17 protein-coding genes are annotated in these 17,941 nt (G+C 69.7%); 4 read left to right on the forward strand and 13 right to left on the reverse strand.

The annotated features are described in order from the left end of the window. The first annotated feature begins 30 nt into the window (after window positions 1-30). Entirely contained in the window at window positions 31-696 is a 666-nt protein-coding gene (locus NF20_RS08485) for a pyridoxamine 5'-phosphate oxidase family protein (protein WP_011725331.1), read from the forward strand. 7 nt (window positions 697-703) lie between these two features. Here the strand turns inward: NF20_RS08485 and NF20_RS08490 are convergent, their stop codons facing one another. From NF20_RS08490 to NF20_RS08520, 7 genes are all read right to left on the reverse strand, one after another. After that, window positions 704-1,609 carry a phosphatase PAP2 family protein gene (locus NF20_RS08490; protein ID WP_011725332.1) on the reverse strand — a complete coding sequence of 302 codons (906 nt, stop codon included), beginning with the start codon at window positions 1,607-1,609 and terminating at the stop codon, window positions 704-706. A 9-nt stretch (window positions 1,610-1,618) separates the two neighbouring features. Continuing rightward, the gene (ilvA, locus tag NF20_RS08495) at window positions 1,619-2,902 is read right to left on the reverse strand and encodes a threonine ammonia-lyase (protein WP_003876174.1); all 1,284 of its coding nucleotides are present in this window, start codon (window positions 2,900-2,902) and stop codon (window positions 1,619-1,621) included. A 38-nt stretch (window positions 2,903-2,940) separates the two neighbouring features. After that, complete coding sequence (locus tag NF20_RS08500; protein WP_011725333.1) at window positions 2,941-3,378, reverse strand: nitroreductase family deazaflavin-dependent oxidoreductase; 438 nt, start codon at window positions 3,376-3,378, stop codon at window positions 2,941-2,943. Window positions 3,379-3,387: 9 nt separating this feature from the next. Then, a complete protein-coding gene (locus tag NF20_RS08505) occupies window positions 3,388-4,176 on the reverse strand; it encodes a DUF6065 family protein (protein ID WP_009977439.1) in 789 nt (262 codons plus the stop codon). A 152-nt stretch (window positions 4,177-4,328) separates the two neighbouring features. Further along, window positions 4,329-6,230: a lysophospholipid acyltransferase gene (locus NF20_RS08510; RefSeq protein WP_011725334.1), complete on the reverse strand. Its 1,902-nt coding sequence runs from the start codon at window positions 6,228-6,230 to the stop codon at window positions 4,329-4,331. Further along, the gene (fadD11, locus tag NF20_RS08515; protein WP_011725335.1) at window positions 6,227-8,047 is read right to left on the reverse strand and encodes a fatty acid--CoA ligase FadD11; all 1,821 of its coding nucleotides are present in this window, start codon (window positions 8,045-8,047) and stop codon (window positions 6,227-6,229) included. The genes NF20_RS08510 and fadD11 overlap by 4 nt, the downstream gene beginning before the upstream one ends. 21 nt (window positions 8,048-8,068) lie before the next feature. Next, on the reverse strand, window positions 8,069-8,485 hold the full coding sequence (locus tag NF20_RS08520) for a helix-turn-helix domain-containing protein (protein WP_011725336.1): 417 nt from the start codon (window positions 8,483-8,485) through the stop codon (window positions 8,069-8,071). A gap of 58 nt (window positions 8,486-8,543) precedes the next feature. Here NF20_RS08520 and NF20_RS08525 point away from each other — a divergent pair, with 58 nt between their 5' ends. Beyond that, on the forward strand, window positions 8,544-8,990 hold the full coding sequence (locus NF20_RS08525) for a PPOX class F420-dependent oxidoreductase (RefSeq protein WP_011725337.1): 447 nt from the start codon (window positions 8,544-8,546) through the stop codon (window positions 8,988-8,990). A gap of 117 nt (window positions 8,991-9,107) precedes the next feature. Here the strand turns inward: NF20_RS08525 and dnaE are convergent, their stop codons facing one another. The 4 genes from dnaE to NF20_RS08545 all read right to left on the reverse strand — a co-directional run bounded on the left by dnaE (window position 9,108) and on the right by NF20_RS08545 (window position 15,050). After that, complete coding sequence (dnaE, locus tag NF20_RS08530; protein ID WP_011725338.1) at window positions 9,108-12,641, reverse strand: DNA polymerase III subunit alpha; 3,534 nt, start codon at window positions 12,639-12,641, stop codon at window positions 9,108-9,110. Between the two features lie 64 nt (window positions 12,642-12,705). Next, window positions 12,706-13,137 carry an SRPBCC family protein gene (locus NF20_RS08535; RefSeq protein ID WP_003876166.1) on the reverse strand — a complete coding sequence of 144 codons (432 nt, stop codon included), beginning with the start codon at window positions 13,135-13,137 and terminating at the stop codon, window positions 12,706-12,708. An 88-nt stretch (window positions 13,138-13,225) separates the two neighbouring features. Next, window positions 13,226-14,029 (reverse strand): SDR family NAD(P)-dependent oxidoreductase, encoded by an 804-nt coding sequence (locus tag NF20_RS08540; RefSeq protein ID WP_003877701.1) that lies wholly within the window; start codon window positions 14,027-14,029, stop codon window positions 13,226-13,228. Between the two features lie 4 nt (window positions 14,030-14,033). Continuing rightward, window positions 14,034-15,050 carry an SDR family NAD(P)-dependent oxidoreductase gene (locus tag NF20_RS08545; RefSeq protein WP_011725339.1) on the reverse strand — a complete coding sequence of 339 codons (1,017 nt, stop codon included), beginning with the start codon at window positions 15,048-15,050 and terminating at the stop codon, window positions 14,034-14,036. 230 nt (window positions 15,051-15,280) lie between these two features. Here NF20_RS08545 and NF20_RS08550 point away from each other — a divergent pair, with 230 nt between their 5' ends. Continuing rightward, entirely contained in the window at window positions 15,281-15,688 is a 408-nt protein-coding gene (locus NF20_RS08550) for a group I truncated hemoglobin (RefSeq protein ID WP_009977448.1), read from the forward strand. A 23-nt stretch (window positions 15,689-15,711) separates the two neighbouring features. After that, window positions 15,712-16,470, forward strand: coding sequence for a methyltransferase domain-containing protein (locus NF20_RS08555; RefSeq protein ID WP_033711479.1), 759 nt, complete (start codon window positions 15,712-15,714; stop codon window positions 16,468-16,470). On the opposite strand, the gene NF20_RS08560 is transcribed toward NF20_RS08555, so the two are convergent. Together NF20_RS08560 and lspA are read right to left on the reverse strand one after the other, a co-directional pair. Beyond that, entirely contained in the window at window positions 16,471-17,397 is a 927-nt protein-coding gene (locus NF20_RS08560; RefSeq protein ID WP_003877698.1) for an RluA family pseudouridine synthase, read from the reverse strand. It lies immediately after the preceding gene. Beyond that, the gene (lspA, locus tag NF20_RS08565) at window positions 17,390-17,938 is read right to left on the reverse strand and encodes a signal peptidase II (RefSeq protein ID WP_011725343.1); all 549 of its coding nucleotides are present in this window, start codon (window positions 17,936-17,938) and stop codon (window positions 17,390-17,392) included. The genes NF20_RS08560 and lspA overlap by 8 nt, the downstream gene beginning before the upstream one ends. Window positions 17,939-17,941 lie beyond the last annotated feature (3 nt).

Here is a 17,941-nt window from a genome sequence, read left to right on the forward strand (position 1 = left end):
GCAACAGATTATGTACTAGGACAAAATCGTATGTCGACCGAAGCCGACTACCAGCCGACGCCGCGCAGCACGCCGACCCGCTACCGGGAACGGGCGCGCTACGACCGCCGCACCGTCCACCGCATCCTGGACGAGGCGCTGATCTGCCATCTGGGCTACCTGAGCGGCGGACGCCCGGTGGTGTTGCCGACGACGCACGCGCGCCGCGGCGAGACGCTGTACCTGCACGGTTCGACGGGCGGCGGGCCGGTGCTGGCGGCCAGGGCGGCCGCGGCCGCGGGGGCGGGACTGCCGGTCTGCGTCACCGTCACGCTGGTCGACGCCCTGGTGCTGGCGCGCGCCGCGATGCACCACTCGGTGAACTTCCGCTCGGTCGTGGTGCTGGGGGACGCGCGGGTGGTCGACGATCCGGCGGAGAAGTCGCGGGCGCTGAGCAGCCTGCTCGATCACATCGCGCCCGGGCGCGCCGCCGACTGCCGGGCCCCCGACGCCCGGGAACTGGCCGCCACCGGGGTGCTCGCGCTCGACCTGGCCGAGGTGTCGGCCAAGGTGCGCAGCGGCCCGCCGGTCGACGATCCGCAGGACCGCGCGCTGCCGCACTGGGCCGGGGTGGTGCCGCTGCAGCTGAGCGCCGGCCCGCCGGTGCCGGCGCCGGACCTCGACCCGGCCGTTCCGCTGCCCGGCTACCTCGGGTAGCGGCGACTCACGCCTGCCGTTGCCGCTCGCGGGCCGGGCGGGTGTTGTCCCACCAGGTTCCGACGAGCATGACGGCGAACGCCCAGGCCGTGCCCAGCATCCAGCCGGAGAGCACGTCGCTGAGGTAGTGGACGCCGAGGTAGATCCGCGAGAACCCGATCAGCAGGACCGCGCCGATGGCGAGCGCCCACACCAGCACCCGCCCGGTCCACCCGGGAATCAGCCAGCGGGTGAGCAGCCACGCCGAGATGGCCATCATCGCCGCGGTGCCGGTGGCGTGCCCGGAGGGGAACGAGTACCCGTCGGCGTCGACGAGGGCGAACGGCAGCGGAGGGCGATGGCGACCCACCAGCGCCTTGGCGGTGAACAGCATGACCGGGACCCCGGCGCCGGCCACCACCGCGAGCAGCACGGGCCGCCACGACCGGTACCGCCACGCGGCGACCACGGAGATCGGGAGGGCCAGCGCGGCCAGGAACAGCGGGCCGCCCGCGACGGTGATCGCCTGCAGGACGGTGGTCAGCCACAGATCGCGGTGGGCCGCGAGCCATCGGGTCACCGGGTGGTCGATGACGGCGATGCCGTCGCCCTCGAGCACGTCGTCGAGCACTTCGGTGAAGCCGACCGCCAGCAACGCGACCGCCGCGAGCCCGAGAAGCAATGCCACACCGGCGATCTCGCTCACCGGAAAGCGGCGCGCCAGCGCCCGCCCCCGATCGCCGATCCGGTCGCGCAGCCAGGCCAGCGCCTCATCGACCACGGCGTTGTGGGTCGCCCGCTGCCAGAGCCGCTGCAACGGGTCGGCGCGCCGGGCGATCCACACGGCCGCCCACCCCAGCAGCACCAGCGACGCGAGGACAGCGGCGCTGACCAGCCCGAAACCGGCATGACCGGGTCCATACGGTGGGGGCATGTATCGGATTTAGAGCAGCAGGTAGCGGTAGGCCGGCGAGCCCGGCTTCAGGGTCTCGACGTGCAGCTCGGTCGCCCGCATTCGGGCCAGCAGGCCGTCCAGGTCGGCCGAGGACCCCAACTGGATGCCCACCAGCGCCTCGCCGGTCTCCCGGTTGTTGCGCTTGACATACTCGAACAGCGTGATGTCGTCGTTGGGGCCGAGCACCTCGTCGAGGAACCGGCGCAGCGCGCCCGGCTCCTGCGGGAAGTCGACCAGGAAGTAGTGCTTGAGGCCCAGGTGCACCAGGGACCGCTCCAGCACCTCGCCGTAGCGCGACACGTCGTTGTTGCCGCCGGAGATCAGGCAGACCACCGTCGAACCGGGCTCGATGTCGGCCTCCAGCAACCCGGTGACCGACAGCGCGCCCGCGGGCTCGGCGATGATGCCCTCGTTCTGGTAGAGGTCGAGCATCGCGGTGCACACCGCGCCCTCGTCGACCGTGGTGATCGACACCATGTCGCCGGCGGCCGCCAGCGCGGCATAGGTCAGGTCACCGGCCCGCCGCACCGCGGCACCGTCGACGAACTGGTCGACGTGGTCCAGCGTCACCGGCTCGCCGGCCGCCAGGGCGGCCATCATCGCCGCGGCCCCGGCCGGCTCGACGCCGAGCACCGCGGTGGTGTCGGTGCGCTCGGCGAGGTAGGTGGTGATGCCGGCGATGCAGCCGCCGCCGCCCACCGGGACCACCACCAGGTCCGGCTCGGTGTCGAGCTGGTCGAGCAGCTCGACGGCGATGGTGCCCTGGCCGGCGATGGTGCGCAGATCGTCATAGGGCGGGACGAGGGTGGCGCCGGTGCTCGCCACGTCGGCCAGCGCCGCCTCGGCGGCCTGGTCGTAGGTGGTTCCGCCGACGATCAGCTCGATGAACTCCCCGCCGTGGTAGCGGATCCGGTCCCGCTTCTGCAACGGCGTCTTGGCCGGCACGTAGACGCGGCCGTGCACCTGCAACATCCGGCAGGCGTAGGCGAACCCCTGGGCGTGATTGCCCGCCGACGAGCACACCACGCCCGCGGCCAGCTCCGTCTCGGACAGCTGCACCAGCAGGTTGTAGGCGCCGCGCAGCTTGTAGGAGCGCACGATCTGCAGGTCCTCGCGCTTGAGGTAGACCTGTGCGCCGGTGATCGCCGACAGCCGGTCGCTGAACTGCAACGGGGTCGGCGTGACCACCGCGGCGATCCGCTTGGCCGCGTCGTCGATGTCAGCCGCTGAAAGCGGCGCGACGCTCGGGGACTGACTCAATTCGGCGGACACGGACTAATGGTGCCATGCGGGCTGGTCAACTACGGAATTCAGGCGACCGGGGTCAGCACGAACACCGGGATCTGGCGGTCGGTTTTGGTCTGGTATTCGGCGTAGTCGGGCCAGGCTTCGACGGCCCGCTGCCACCAGACGGCCTTCTCGTCGCCGAACACCTCCCGGGCGTCGTACTCCCGGGTGACCGGGCCGTCCTGCAGTTCGACCCGGGGGTTCTTCTTGATGTTGTGGTACCAGACCGGGTTCTTCGGCGCCCCGCCGAGCGAGGCGACCACGGCGTACTGCCCGTCGTGCTCGACCCGCATCAGCGGCGTCCTGCGCAGCTTGCCGGTCTTGGCGCCGACCGTGGTCAGCACGATGATGGGCTTGCCCTTCATGTCGGCGGCCTCGGCCCCGCCCGATGCGACGTACTTGTCGGCTTGCTCGCGGGACCAATCCCACGGGCTGGGTGCGTATTCACCTGAAAGCGGCATGACCCAACCTTAAGCGCGGTCCGGGTGGGGCGGCCCGACGGCTGGGCGCGCGACGAACGAACGCAGACGGCGCCGGGTCTGGTGGTCGGGCGCCCCGGGTTCGCCGTCGCTGTGCCGGCCGCGGGTGTAGTCGCCCTGCCACGGCACGCGCTCGTCGGCCACTTCCTGCTCGCGCCCCAGCGCGCCGCGCGAGCTCAGGAAGAACTCGTGCTTGCGGTGCAGTTCTTCGTCGGACTCGATCGGCCGCAGTTCCGGGGCGAACTCCTCCAGCTCGGCCCGCCGCTGCGGCACGATCATGCAGATCGGCTCGTCCACCTCGAACCGCACCGGCATGAATTCCCGGGTGAATTTCCAGTTCATGCTGAAACTCGAACTGGACCAATCGGTTTCGACGATGCCCTCCAACGGCGATATCCCGTCCTTGGGATGGTTGGCCGGTCCGCGGACCAACAGGTTGTAGCCCGGCGGGGTGCGGAACAGGATCGGCAGATGCCAGGTCAGGATGCCGAAGCCGAAGTGACTGTCCGGCAAAAACTGACCGCTGGCACGGGTGTCGGGCACGATCGTCAGGCTGGTGCGATCATCACCGCCCATCCACGTCGCGGTGAAGGCGCTGCGGTTGCGCACCTCCCAGCCGCTCTGGTTTGCGATCAACATCGGCAGGCATCGGTGCGGCCAGCCCTGGCGCATCTGCGACATCCAGGCGCGCCCGATCGGCGCGGGGGCGATCGGCGGCGCGATGTCATGGGTGATGTACCCGATCAACGGGCGCTGCGGCCCCTCGGACTGCTCCGTCATCAGATCCTCGCTTCACCGGCTCGCTGGTCCCCTACAGGCATAGCGCACGCCGGGCGTCGGCGCGCGCGGCACAGTATCGGGACCGGACGTGAACGTTTCGTGTCGAGTGCTTGCGTGCTATACCCCGGGGCGGCGCGGCGAGCCGAACGGGTTCAGCGCGTCCGCGCCAGCTCCGCGATGGTGTTGACGCGCCGGATGGCGGTGGCGATCTCGTCGGCGAACTGCCGGCGCCGTCGCGCGATATCCGGGTCCTCGAACCCGTCGACCAGCTCGCGGTGCCGGGCCAGGCGCAGTGCCGTCTTGAACAGTTCCATCGACCGCGACTCGGCATTGGCGATTCGGCGCTGCAGCTCCCACTGCTTGCCGACCTGCAGGCACTCCGCCAGAAACGCCTGCTCGTCGAACGAATCGTCCTCGTAGCAGGCCAGCCGGTCGGCGACAATGTGATAGGCGTCCAGGAACGGGCGCAACACCAGGTGCGCCAGCAGCAGGTCGGCCTGCTCCAGCAGCCCGCGCACCACGGCGGCACCGGCGGCCTTGCCGGTGTCCACCGGATCCTCGGCGGGCCCGATCAGCCGCACCTCGTCGGCGAGCTCCTTCTCGAACTGGGCGCGGGCGGAGAACAGGAACTCGAACTTGAGCAGCTCCCGCAGTTTCAGCGCCTCGTCGCGCACCGTCGCCGGCAGCACCGATCCGTCCCCGGACGTCTCGGAGACTTCGACGGCGGCCAGCAGCGCCGTCTCGGCGATGGCCCGGTCGACCAGGATGTGGATGGCGGTGTTGCGGTAGAAGGCGGCGACCAGGTGCTGGTCGGTGCCGATCCCCCACACCGCCTCGGTGCCGGCGTCGTAGACGTTGACCACGCCGGAGGCCACCAGTTGGTGCAGGGTCCAGCGGATGGTGGAGCGGTTGGTCAGATCGGCCGCCCCGGCCACCACCCAGTTGCGGGCGGCGATGTAGCTGGCCAGCGGTCGCACGGTGGCCAGCACCTCGCTGAGGGTCAGCGACCGGTCGGCGCCCAGCAGCGCCAGGCTGACCACCGCGGTCGGGGTGACCGGCGTGGCGCGGTTGATGCGGTGCTCGACGTCCAGGGCGATGCGTTCGATCTCGGTTTGGCTGCCCGACTCCTCGGCCCGCAGCTCCTCGAGCCGCTTGCGCAGCGGCAGCGGCTCGCCGAAGTCCAGATACGCCCGGCCCAACCGGGTGCCCTGCTGGCGGGCGAGCCGGATCAGGAAGCGGAAATCCTCGGGCCGTTTCGCCGCGCCGTAGGCCTCGGTGGTCATGGCCTCCACTTCGTGCAGCTGGTCGTACACGATCGAGGTCGGCACCAAATACACTTCCGGGCCGTCGATTTCGTCGACCGCGTCGGCGAGGTAGCGCAGGATCCCGAACACCGGGGGCCGCAGCTTGCCGGTCCTGGTGCGGCCGCCTTCGATGGACCAGCTCAGGTTGGCGTGGTTTTGCACCAGCTGGGCGGCGTAGGCGCGCAACACGAAGCGGTAGACGGGAAGGTCCTTGGTTTGGCGCCGGATGAAGATCGCCCCGGTGCGCTTGGCCCAGGCGCCCATCGGGAAGAAGTTCAGGTTCGACCCGCCGAAGGTGAGCGCGGGGAACAGCCGGTTGGCCAGGATCACCTCGGGCAGCAGCATGCCGTCCAGGTACGAGCGATGCGAAAAGGCAAATGCCAGTGTGGCTTTGCGATCCAGCTTGCGCAGCGCCGCGATCTGGTCCTCGTCGATCAGCACGTCGTAGGCCCGCATCAGCCAGCGACTGAACCCGCGCCAGGCCGCCACCGCCGACTCGTCGAGCGAGGCCGCCATCTCGCGCAGGTAGCCCGCGGCCTCGGCGCGCACATCGGCCGGGTCGCGGCCGAGCTCGCCGGCCAGGCTGCGCAGCCGCTCGTCGTACCAGGGCGCGCCCAGCAACTGCACGACCTCGGCCGGGTCGGTGGCCAGCGGCGACGTCGCTTCGTCCAGAATGCCGGTGCGCTGCAACAGCTTTCGCATTCCGACGCGACCGATCTCGCGGGCGCTGCCGGCCGGCCCGCCGGTCATACGGGCTGCACCGCGGCGGCGGCGGGCTCGTGCACCTCGGGCGGAGGTGGATCGGCGTAGAGCTGCTCGATCTCCTCGGCGTATTTCGCCATGATCGGCTTGCGCTTGAGCTTCATCGTCAGCGTGATCTCGTCGCCGCCGGGCTCCCACAGCGTGGGCAGGATGCGGAACCGTTTGATCTGTTCCACCCGCGACAGTTTGGCGTTGCCCGCCGCCACCCCGGCGGCGATCTGGGCGATGACGTCCGGGTCGGCGGCCAGCGCGGCCGGCGACGCGTCGGACAACCCGTGCCGGGCGGCGTACGGGCCCACCGAGTCGGCGTCGAAAACCAGCAGCGCGGTGTTGTACGGACGCCCGTCGCCGATGGTGATCATCACGCCGATCATCGGGCAGGCGGCCAGGATGGCGTTCTCGATGTTGGCCGGCGACATGTTCTTTCCGGCCGCGTTGATGATCAGCTCCTTCTTGCGGTCCACCACTCGCAGGTAGCCCTGCGCGTCGGCCTCCAGGATGTCGCCGGTGTGCAACCAGCCGTCGGCGTCGATGGCCTCGGCCGTCTTCGCCGGTTCCTTGCGGTAGCCCTTCATCACCAGCGGGCCGCGCACCAGGAACTCGCCGTCGTCGGCGATCTTGCCCTCCAGCCCGGGCAGCAACTTGCCGACCGAGCCCAGGCGCGCGTCGCGGGGATGGCTGACGGCCGCCACACAGCTCAGCTCCGACATCCCCCACACCTCGGCGATCGGGATGCCGATGCCGGCGAAGAACGCCAGCGTCTCCTTGGGAATCGGGGCCGCCCCCGACACCGCCCAGCGCAGTTCGCCGAAGCCCAGCCGCTCACGCAGTTTCGAGAGCACCAACTTGTCGGCCCGCGCCCATTCGGTGGCCAGCTCGTCGGGTATCTGCTCGCCGGCGACCAAGGCCGCGGCGCGTTGGGCGGCCACCGACATCGCCCACTGCAGCGCCGCCCGGGTGGCCTCGTCCTGCTCGTTGGCGACGGTGAATTCGATTCCCGCCTTGAGCTTTTCCCATATCCGCGGCACCGCCGCCCACACCGTGGGTCGCACGTCGGGCAGCGCCGCGGCGATGGCGCGCGGGTCGTCGACCACGGTCACCTGCGCGCCGAAAACCTCCAGGCCGTAGAGCCCCATCGCGCGGTCGGCGATGTGCGCCGACGGCAGATACGACGTGACCCGGTCGCCGAATTTCGACGGCAGCACCGCGTTGAGCGCGTGGCACTCGAACAGCAGGTTGGCGTGGGTCATCTCCACGCCCTTGGGGTTTCCGGTGGTTCCCGAGGTGTAGATGAGCGTGACGACGTCGTCGGGCCGGACCGACCGCCAGGTCGACTCGAAGTCGAAATCCCTTGGGGCGGCGGCATACAGCTGCTCGACGGAGATGGTGCCCGGCGGGGCGCCGTCGATGCAGACGATGTGTTCGACGGGCGCGCCACTGGCCCGGATGCGGTCGACGTACTGCTGTTCGCAGATCGCCACTTTGGTGCCGGCGTTGTCGAACAGGTAGGTCAGTTGCTCGGCCGGCAGCGTGTTGTACACCGAAAACGACGTGGCGCCAAGGTGTTGCGCGCCGATCTCCAGCGGGTAGAACTCGATCCGGTTGGCCATCATCAGCGACACCGTGTCGCCGCGCCGCACGCCCAGCCCCGCCAGCCCGGCGGCGACCTTGCGGACCTGCTCGGCGAGCTCTCGCCAGGTCAATGTCTGGGTGGCCCCGGGGGTGCGCAGCACGACCGCGTCCGGGTCGATCGCGGCGTTGCGCTGGAATGCCTCGCACAAGGTGGCCGGACGTTCCGCCGTCATTTCCGCTCTCCTTGCCCCGGATCAGAACCTTCTGGCTGAGCGTACGTCCGGGCCGACGGGTGCGGGCCGGGTTGGGTGAATGCCGCAGGTGCAGGCGTCGATCGACGGGCAGGTGCACCGCATCCCCCACTCGATGACGGCGCGGGCCCGGGTCAGCGAGTCCAGCTGGGCGTCGATCTGGGCGAGTTTGGCCCGGGCCAGCGCGCGGCTGGCCGGGCGTCCCGGCGCGTCGTCGGCGAACAGGCGCTGGATCTCGTCCAGCGCGAAGCCGGCGGTCTTGCACAGCGCGATCACCTCGAGCCGGGACAGCACGGCCTCGTCGTAGCGGCGCTGCCCGCCCAGCCGGGTCGGGGCGGGCAGCAGGCCGATCTGCTCGTAGTAGCGCAGGGTGGTCGCGGCGACCCCGCTGCGGCGCGCGACCTCGCCGATGGTCAGCATGGGCGACTCCCGGGTTCGTACTTGACTTAGAGTTAACTCTAAGTCGTTGACTGGGTCCATGCCGCATCGATCCTTCGCCGAGTTGCACACCGACCGCTACGCGCTGCTGCGGTCTTTCCGCCGCGACGGCAGCCCCGTCGACACCCCGATCTGGTTCGCCGTCGACGACGACGGCGTGTTGTTCCGCACCAAGGTCGGGCCCAAGACCCGCCGGCTCGCCGCGCATGCCGGCGTGGAGCTGGCGGCCTGCGACTACCGCGGCCGGGTCCGCCCGGGCGCGACGACGCTGGCGGGGCGCGCCACGATCCTTTCCGGCGCGGACGCCGAGCGCGCCAACCGCCTGCTGCACCGGCGGTACGGCTGGCAGTGGAATATCGTGCCGCTGCTCAAGATTCCCGGCGTGACGAACGTGCACCGGGACCTGTGCCTGCGCGAGAAGCTGCGCCGGGCCCGCGATCGCGGAGTATGGCCGGACAGCGTCATCGTGCGGGTGCAGCCCATGTAGGCGCCGGGGGCGCGGCGAGCGCGGCGGCCCCGCGCCTGCCCCCGGCGAGCGTGAAGTTAGTTTCACGGTCGCGGCCGAGCGTGAAACTAACTTCACGCTCGGCGCGCCGAAGACCCGCTACCCGCCGAGGCAGCCGGGGCCGAGCAGCTCTTTGAGGTCGCCCATCAACGCCGGCGACGGCGTCACCCGCAGCGACGCGTCCAGCTCCAACGTGGTGATCCGGTCGCCGCTGATCAGCCGCAAATGCACCTGCGAGGTTCCCGGGTGACGGGCCAGCACCTGCTTGAGCGCGGTGACCTTGTCGATGGTGCACTGCCGCGTCGGCAGGCTGACCGCCAGCGGCCGGTCCACCTGGGCAATGGAAAAGTCCGGCACCACAAGCTCATTGGCGATCAGCGCGATCCGGTCGTCACGGATCGCCACCTTGGCGTTGATCAGCACCACGGCGTCGTCGGCGATGTCGGCGCCGTAGGTGGAGTAGGCGTGCGGGAAGAACATCACCTCGATGCCACCGGTGAGGTCCTCCAATTGCGCTGACGCCCAAGGCATCCCGTTCTTGTTGACCCGCCGGTTGACCGACGCCAGGATGCCGCCGACTCGCACCTGGGTCTCGTTGGGCACGTCGCCGTCCAGGATGGCCGGGATCTGGGTGTCCACCTGCGCGGCCAGCAGATGCGCCACCCCGTTGAGCGGATGCCCGGACACGTAGAGCCCCAGCATCTCCCGCTCCAGCGCGAGCTTGTGCTTGTCCTCCCACTCGTCGTCGGGCACCTTGATGGTGAACACCGACTCGGTGCAGCCGCCGTCGCCGCCGAACAGGTCGAACTGGCCCATCGCCTCGGCCTTCTTGGTGCCCAGCACCGAATCGACCGCATCGGTGTGTACCAGGAACAGGCCCTTGCGCGCGTGCTTGAGCGAGTCGAACGCGCCGGCCTTGATCAGCGACTCGGTCACCTTCTTGTTGCAGGCCGAGATGTCGATCTTGTTCAGGTAGTCGGAGAAGTCGGTGAACTTGCCCTTCTCTTCGCGGGTCTTGATCAGCGAACCGACCACGTTGGCGCCGACGTTGCGCACCGCGCCCAACCCGAAGCGGATGTCCTGGCCGACCGAGGCGAAGTTGACCAGCGACTCGTTAACGTCCGGCGGCAACACCGTGATGCCCAGCTTGCGGCAGTCGGCCAGATAGACCGCGGCCTTGTCCTTGTCGTCGCCCACCGAGGTCAGCAGCCCCGCCATGTACTCGGCCGGGTAGTTGGCCTTCAGATACGCGGTCCAGTACGACACCAGCCCGTAGCCGGCGGCGTGCGACTTGTTGAACGCATACCCCGCGAACGGAAGAATGGTGTCCCACAAGGCTTTTACCGCCTTCTCGGAGAACCCGTTGGCGGTCATGCCCTCGTAGAAGCCCTTGTACTCGGCCTCGAGCACCTCGAGCTTCTTCTTGCCCATCGCCTTGCGCAGCGCATCGGCCTTACCCATGGTGTAAGAGGCCACCTTCTGGGCGATGAACATGATCTGCTCTTGGTAGACGATCAATCCGTAAGTCTCGGCGAGGATTTCGCGCAGCGGCTCCTCAAGCTCGGGGTGGATCGGCTTGATCGGCTGGCGGCCGTTCTTGCGGTCGGCGTAGTCGTTGTGGGCGTTCATACCCATCGGCCCGGGGCGATACAGCGCCAGCACCGCCACGATGTCGTTGAACTCGGTGGGCTGCATGCGGCGCAGCAGATCGCGCATCGGCCCGCCGTCGAGCTGGAACACGCCCAGGGTGTCGCCGCGCCCCAGCAGCTCGTAGGTGGCCTTGTCGTCCAGCGGCACCGACTCCAGGTCGAGGTCGATTCCCCGGTTGGCCTTGATGTTGTCCAGGGCGTCGCCGATGATCGTCAGGTTGCGCAGGCCCAGGAAGTCCATCTTCAGCAGGCCGATGGCCTCACACGACGGGTAGTCCCAGCCGGTGATGATGGCCCCGTCCTGCGGCCGCTTCCACAGCGGGATGGCCTCGGTCAGCGGCTCGCTGCTCATGATCACCGCGCACGCGTGCACGCCGGCGTTGCGGATCAAACCCTCCAGACCGCGGGCGGTCTGGTAGATGGTGCGCACGTCGGGGTCGGTCTCGATCAGGCCGCGCACCTCGGCGGCTTCCTTGTACCGCTCATGGCTGGGGTCGGTGATGCCGGACAGCGGGATGTCCTTGGCCATGATCGGCGGCGGCAGCGCCTTGGTGATCCGGTCGGCGATCGCGAAGCCCGGTTGACCGTAGTGGATCCGCGCCGAATCCTTCAGCGCCGCTTTGGTTTTGATGGTGCCGAAGGTGATGACCTGGGCGACCCGGTCGGAGCCCCACTTGTCGGCGGCGTAGCGCACCATCTCGCCGCGGCGACGGTCGTCGAAGTCGATGTCGATGTCGGGCGCCGACGGCCGCTCCGGGTTGAGGAACCGCTCGAACAGCAGGCCGTGCGGAATCGGGTCGATGTTGGTGATGCCCAACGCGTAGGCCACCAGGGAGCCGGCCGCCGAGCCACGCCCGGGCCCCACCCGGATGTCGACCGAGCGGGCGTAGTTGATCAGGTCGGCGACGATCAGGAAGTAGGACGGAAAACCCTTGTCGCAGATGACCTTGATCTCGTATTCGGCCCGGTCGATGTAGTCCTGGCCGACCCCGTCCGGGAATCGCCGCCGCAGCCCGGCCATCACCTCGTGGTGCAGCCAGCTGGCCTGGTCGTGACCCTCGGGCACCGGGAAGACCGGCATCCGGTCGCGCGGCGTCCACACCTCCGCGTAGGACTGCACCCGTTCGGCGATCAACAGGGTGGAGTCGCACGCGCCGGGCACCTCGGCGTCCCAGATCTGGCGCATCTCGGCGGCCGACTTGAGGTAGTAGCCGTCGCCGTCGAACTTGAACCGGTTCGGGTCCGAGAGCGTCTTGCCGGTCTGCACGCACAGCAGCGCCTCGTGGTTGTGCGCGGCGTCGCGGGTGACGTAGTGGCAGTCGTTGGTGGCCAGCGGCGGGATGTTCAGCTTGCGGCCGATCTCCAGCAGGCCGCCGCGGACCCGCTGCTCGATGGACAGGCCGTGGTCCATCAGCTCGAGGAAGAAGTTGTCGGCGCCGAAGATCTCGCGCCACTTGGCCGCCGACTCGAGCGCCTCGCGGTCCTGGCCCAGCCGCAGCCGGGTCTGCACCTCCCCGGAGGGGCAGCCGGTGGTGGCGATGATGCCGTCGGCGTGTTCGGCGATCAGCTCGGCGTCCATCCGCGACCACTTGCCCAGCTGGCCCTCGAACGAGGCCAGCGAGGACAGCTTGAACAGGTTGCGCAGGCCGGCCGCGTTCTCGGCCACCATGGTCAGGTGGGTGTAGGAGCCGCTGCCGGACACGTCGTCGGCCTTCTGGCTGGGATCCCCCCACAGGATCCGCCGGGTGTCGAACCGGGAGCCCGGCGCGATGTAGGCCTCCACGCCGATGATCGGCTTGATCCCGGCCTTGGTGGCGGCGTTGTAGAACTCGCTGGCGCCGAACATGTTTCCGTGGTCGGTCATCCCGACCGCGGGCATGCCCAGCCGTTCCACCTCGGCGAGCATCGGGGTGATCTTCGCGGCACCGTCCAGCATCGAATACTCGGTGTGGTTGTGCAGGTGCACGAAGGACGAGTGGTTCATAGGGACGCCAGTCTATGACCGAGGACCGACGGGTTTCGGGCGTGTCGGGTCCGTGTGTTGGGTTTTATCCGTAGAGCTCGACGAAGTTACGCAGCGACCTCTGCACGTCGCCCTTGACGGCGCGCGCGGCGGCCGATCCGACCGGCCCGAACAGCGCCCGACCGCCCAGCTCGAGCCGCAGGCCGAGGGTGGAGCCGTCGCCGGTGGGCCGCACGGTCAGCGAGACGGCGTACTTGGTCCCGCCCTTGCCCGAGCCCGTCATCGCCACCCGGTGCGGCGGTTCCCAGGTGGTCACCGTCCAGGTCACCCGGTTGCGAAAGCCCTTGGCGCGGGCCACGCCGACGACCTGGGTGCCCTCGCCCAGCTCGTCGGGCAGTTCACCGCGCCAGGCCTCGTGCAGCACCAGCCAATCGCCCAGCTCCGACAGGTCGGACACCCGGTCCCACATCTGCTGCGGGCTCATCGGCACCTCGGCGGTCATCTCCACGGCGGCCATGAGTTTCCTCCTCGCTCCCCCCGCGTCCACCCCACGCTGGCGTGACGCTCGGCACCGAACACCACGCTGGCGTGGCGCTCGGCGACACTCAGCGCTTTGGCCCGCCGCGGAACCGGTTGCCGATCCGGATGCCCGGCAGCAGCAGGCTGCGCGGAGCGAAACGGCCGCCCGTGCTGACCACCTTGGGCACCACGCCCGGCACCACGGTGCGACGGCCGGTGAGCATGCCGCCGATCGCCGCCTCGGCCACGTCCCGCGGCGAGACCTGCGCGATCGGGATGCTGAACCGCTCGGCGTTGGCGATCTCGGCCCACTCGGTGGGCACCGGCCCCGGACACAGACAGGTGACCGACACCCCGCTGCCGTGCAGCTCCTCGTGCACGGCCTCGGAGAACGTCTGCACGAACGCCTTGGTCGCCGAGTAGACGGCCATGTAGGGAACCGGCTGAAAACCCGCGATCGACGCGATGTTCAGCACCGCGCCCGCCCCCCGCGACACCATGCCGGGCAGCGTCGCGTGCGTCAGCTCCATCAGCGCCAGCGCGTTGAGGGTGACCTCTTCGCTCTCGCGCTCCATCGGCAGCTCGTGGAAGACCCCGCTGGTGCCGAAGCCCGCGCTGTTGCACAACCCGGCGATCGATTCGCTGCGCAGCCGGCCGGCCAACCGGGCACGGGCCTTCGAGTCGCCGAGGTCCAGCGGCAGCACCTCGACGCCGACCGAGTACTGCCCGCCCACCTCGTTGGCGAGATCGTCGAGCCGCTCACGGCGCCGGGCGACCAGCAGCAGCGGGAAGCCACGGCGGGCCAGGCCGCGCGCCAGTTCGGCGCCGATGCCGGACGAGGCGCCGGTGATGACGACGGTGGTCGCGATGTCGGGTTTGGGAAGGCTCATCGTCTCACCAATGTATCCCTCGGGTCGCCCGCACGAACGTTTCGCTGCGCGCGTCGAATTCGGTTGCGTCGGCTGCGGATTCATCGCCCTTGGCGGCGCTGGAGTCGCCGAACATGGCGAACGCCCGGTTGCGCACCCGGTCCATCACGGCCGGGTTGACCGCGTCGGCGACGGCGGCGAACTGCCCGAACGGCGAGCTGGCCCGCCGCGGCCGGTGCACGATCGCGTCGGCGATCACCCCGGCCGCCTGCTCGGGCGTCAGCGCCGGGAACTTGTCGTACAACGTGGTCGGGCTGATCATCGGGGTGCGCACCAGCGCCATGTGCACGGTGGTGAATTTGACGTTGTCGTTGACGACTTCGGCCTGCAGCGCGTCGCACAGGCTGTCCAGCGCAGCCTTGCTGGCGATGTACGCCCCGAACCGCGGCGCGCGGGTCTGCACCCCGACCGACGACACGTTGATGATCTGGCCGAAGCCGCGCTCGCGCATGCCGGGGATGAACTTGAGGATGAGCTGCACCGCGCCCAGGTAGTTCAACTGCATGGTGCGCTGGTAGTCGTGGATGCGGTCGTAGGACAGCTCCAGCGAGCGCCGGATCGAGCGGCCCGCGTTGTTGATCAGGATGTCGACGCCGCCCAGGTCGTCGAGCACCCGATCGGCCATCGCGGCGATGGCGTCCATGTCGGACAGGTCGCACGGGTACACGTGGGCGCTGCCACCGTTCTCCCGGATTTCGGAGGCGACCTTCTCCAGGTTCTCCCGGGTGCGGGCCACCAGCGCCACGACACCGCCCGCCTCGGCGATCTTCTTGGCGGCGGCCTCACCGATGCCCGAGGAGGCGCCGGTGATCAGGACGGTCTTGGCGTCAACGGCCTCCTCGAGGGTGCGGCCCTGCACCGCGTCCAGCAGGTTCCGCAGATAGAACGGCCGGTATCGCCCGGCCGAGTTCGGGGTGTTGATGATGTTGGAGACCGCCGCGAGGGGCTTTTCCACCAGGTTCGTCAGGTCACCAAGGTTCATTGGCTTCGGCTCCCCCGCCCTCGCGCAACTGATGTGACGTGCGTCATGACGCCAACCTAGGACAAAAGCGCCCCGCGTCGATGCGGATTGCGGTCATGCGCCCCGACGCGGTCTCTCACCGTTCCCTTAGGCCGACCGCCAGATATGGGCAATCCGCTTGTTACACAGAGCAATCCGGGTGTGACCGCGCCCTAACTGACGGGCAACGCCGCGATGTTCCAATCGTGGTCATGAAAATTCTGGCGCGCTTCCGCAAGGCCGAGCCGGCCAGCATCTACGACCGGATCGGCGGGCACGAGGCGCTCGAGGTGGTGGTCGAGGACTTCTACGTTCGGGTGCTCGCCGACGAGCAACTGTCCGGATTTTTCACCGGCACCAACATGAACCGGCTCAAGGGCAAACAGGTGGAGTTCTTCGCTGCCGCGCTGGGCGGGCCGCACCCCTACACCGGGGCGCCGATGAAGCAGGTGCACCAGGGCCGCGGCATCACCATGCACCACTTCGGTTTGGTGGCAGGGCATTTGGCCGACGCGCTGACCGCCGCCGGCGTGCCGTCGGAGACGGTGAGCGAGATCCTGGGGGCGATCGCGCCGCTGGCGCCGGAGATCGCGACCGGCGAGGCGAAGGCGACGGTCTGAGCGTTGCGCCTAGCATGCCTGGCATGCGGCGCACGTTCGAGGATCTGCTCGCCGAAGCCGAGGCCGCCCCGGTCGACGGCTGGGATTTCTCCTGGCTGGACGGCCGTGCCACCGAGGAACGCCCGTCGTGGGGCTACCAGCGCCTGCTGCGCGACCGGTTGTCGACGGTGTCGGCGGCGCTGGACATTCACACCGGCGGCGGCGAGGTGCTGGCCGGGGCGGGCCCCTTCCCGCCCACCATGGCGGCCATCGAGACCTGGCCGCCCAACGCCGCGCTGGCGACCGCACGGCTGCATCCGCTCGGCGCGGTGGTGGTGGCGGTGCGCGACGAGCCGCCGCTGCCGTTCGCCGACCACGCCTTCGACCTGGTGACCAGCCGGCACCCGGTCTCGGTGTGGTGGTCCGAGATCGCGCGGGTGCTGCGGCCCGGCGGCAGTTACTTCGCCCAGCACATCGGGCCCGCCACCATGGGCGAGCTGGTCGAGTACTTCATCGGGCCGCAACCGCAGAAGTGGGCCGAGTTCCACCCCGACGCGCTGCGCGCGCAGGTGGCGGCGGCGGGCCTGCGGGTGGTCGAGGTGCGCATGGAGCGGTTGCGGGCCGAATTCTTCGACATCGGCGCCGTCGTGTACTTCCTGCGCAAGGTGATCTGGACGGTGCCGGACTTCTCCGTGGCGCGCTACCGCGACCGGCTGGCCGAACTGCACGAGCGCATCGAGTCGCAAGGCCCGTTCGTCGCGCACCCGACTCGGGTGCTCGTCGAGGCCCGCAAGCCGGAGTGATCAGCCTTCGTCGCGCAGCACGTCGAGCGCGTGCTGCAGATCCGGCGGGTAGGGGCTGACGATCTCCATCCGCCGGCCGTCGGCCGGGTGCGCGAACGACAGCGACCGCGCGTGCAGCCATTGGCGTTGCAGCCCAAGCTTTTTCGCGAGCTTGGGGTCGGCGCCGTAGACCAGGTCGCCGCAGCACGGGTGATGCAGCGCGGAGAAGTGCACCCGGATCTGGTGGGTGCGGCCGGTTTCCAGGTGCACGTCGAGCAGGCTGGCGGCGACGAAGGCCTCGACGGTGTCGTAGTGGGTGAGGCTGTGCCGGCCGTCCTTGGTGACCGCGAACTTCCACTCGCCGCCGCGGTGCCGCCCGATCGGGGCGTCGATGGTGCCGCTGGACGGGTCCGGATGTCCTTGCACCAGCGCGTGATAGCGCTTGTCGACGGTGCGTTGTTTGAACGCCCGCTTGAGCAGGGTGTAGGCGCGCTCGGACAGCGCCACCACCATCACCCCGGAGGTGCCGACGTCGAGGCGGTGCACGATGCCCTGCCGTTCGGGCACCCCCGAGGTGGTGATCCGGTAACCGGCGGCGGCCAGGCCGCCGAGCACCGTGGGTCCGGTCCAGCCCACCGACGCGTGCGCGGCCACCGCGGCGGGCTTGTCGACGGCGACGATGTCGTCGTCGGAGTACAGGATGGTCATGCCCTCGATGTCGACCGGGGTGTTCTGCGGCGGCGCCGGCGCCTCGGGCAGGCGCACGTGCAGCCACGCCCCGCCGGTCAGCCGATCGGATTTGCCGGCCGGCACCCCGTCCAGTTCGACACCGCCGTCCTCGGCCAGGGCCGCCGCCGCGCTGCGGGACAGTCCCAGCAGGCGGGCCAGCCCGGCGTCGACGCGCATGCCCGCCAGTCCCTCCGGGACCGGCATCGAGCGCTCAGTCACGGCTCTGGTCGGCCTTTTTCCGTCGACCGACGGTGTCGAAGTCGTAGCCGAAGATCGACAGGACGACCAGCAGGATGGCCCCGCCGACCACCGAGGGGTCGGCGACGTTGAACACCGGCCACCAGCCGACCGACAGGAAGTCCACCACGTGGCCGCGCAGCGGCCCGGGGGCCCGGAAGAAGCGGTCGACCAGGTTGCCCATCGCGCCGCCCAGGATCATGCCCAGGCCCACCGCCCACCAGGGCGACACCAGCCGTCGTCCCATCCAGAAGATGCCGACCACCACGCCGGTCGCGATCAGGGTCAGCACCCAGGTGTAGCCGGTCGCCATCGAGAAGGCGGCCCCGGAGTTGCGAACCAGGGTCCAGGTCACCGTGTCGCCGATGATCGGCACCGGCTGGCCGGGCGGCAACAGCTTGACGGCCAGCACCTTGGTGACGATGTCCAGGGCCAGGACTGTCGCGGCGACCGACAGCAGCAGACGCAGCCGTCGCGGCGGCCGGTCCTGCGGCGCGGTCGATCCCGTTGGTTCTTCAGGCACGCT

Origin of the sequence: Mycobacterium sp. MAC_080597_8934, from assembly GCF_000523975.1 — a bacterium.
Lineage (GTDB): Bacteria > Actinomycetota > Actinomycetes > Mycobacteriales > Mycobacteriaceae > Mycobacterium > Mycobacterium avium.

Bases quoted from the DNA above. Each gene is read 5' to 3' on its own strand.
- NF20_RS08485 (WP_011725331.1), top strand. From the start codon at position 31: ATGTCGACCGAAGCCGACTACCAGCCGACGCCGCGCAGCACGCCGACC.
- NF20_RS08490 (WP_011725332.1), bottom strand. From the start codon at position 1,609: ATGCCCCCACCGTATGGACCCGGTCATGCCGGTTTCGGGCTGGTCAGC.
- NF20_RS08500 (WP_011725333.1), bottom strand. From the start codon at position 3,378: ATGCCGCTTTCAGGTGAATACGCACCCAGCCCGTGGGATTGGTCCCGC.
- NF20_RS08505 (WP_009977439.1), bottom strand. From the start codon at position 4,176: ATGACGGAGCAGTCCGAGGGGCCGCAGCGCCCGTTGATCGGGTACATC.
- NF20_RS08510 (WP_011725334.1), bottom strand. From the start codon at position 6,230: ATGACCGGCGGGCCGGCCGGCAGCGCCCGCGAGATCGGTCGCGTCGGA.
- fadD11 (WP_011725335.1), bottom strand. From the start codon at position 8,047: ATGACGGCGGAACGTCCGGCCACCTTGTGCGAGGCATTCCAGCGCAAC.
- NF20_RS08520 (WP_011725336.1), bottom strand. From the start codon at position 8,485: ATGCTGACCATCGGCGAGGTCGCGCGCCGCAGCGGGGTCGCCGCGACC.
- NF20_RS08525 (WP_011725337.1), top strand. From the start codon at position 8,544: ATGCCGCATCGATCCTTCGCCGAGTTGCACACCGACCGCTACGCGCTG.
- dnaE (WP_011725338.1), bottom strand. From the start codon at position 12,641: ATGAACCACTCGTCCTTCGTGCACCTGCACAACCACACCGAGTATTCG.
- NF20_RS08535 (WP_003876166.1), bottom strand. From the start codon at position 13,137: ATGGCCGCCGTGGAGATGACCGCCGAGGTGCCGATGAGCCCGCAGCAG.
- NF20_RS08540 (WP_003877701.1), bottom strand. From the start codon at position 14,029: ATGAGCCTTCCCAAACCCGACATCGCGACCACCGTCGTCATCACCGGC.
- NF20_RS08545 (WP_011725339.1), bottom strand. From the start codon at position 15,050: ATGAACCTTGGTGACCTGACGAACCTGGTGGAAAAGCCCCTCGCGGCG.
- NF20_RS08550 (WP_009977448.1), top strand. From the start codon at position 15,281: ATGAAAATTCTGGCGCGCTTCCGCAAGGCCGAGCCGGCCAGCATCTAC.
- NF20_RS08555 (WP_033711479.1), top strand. From the start codon at position 15,712: ATGCGGCGCACGTTCGAGGATCTGCTCGCCGAAGCCGAGGCCGCCCCG.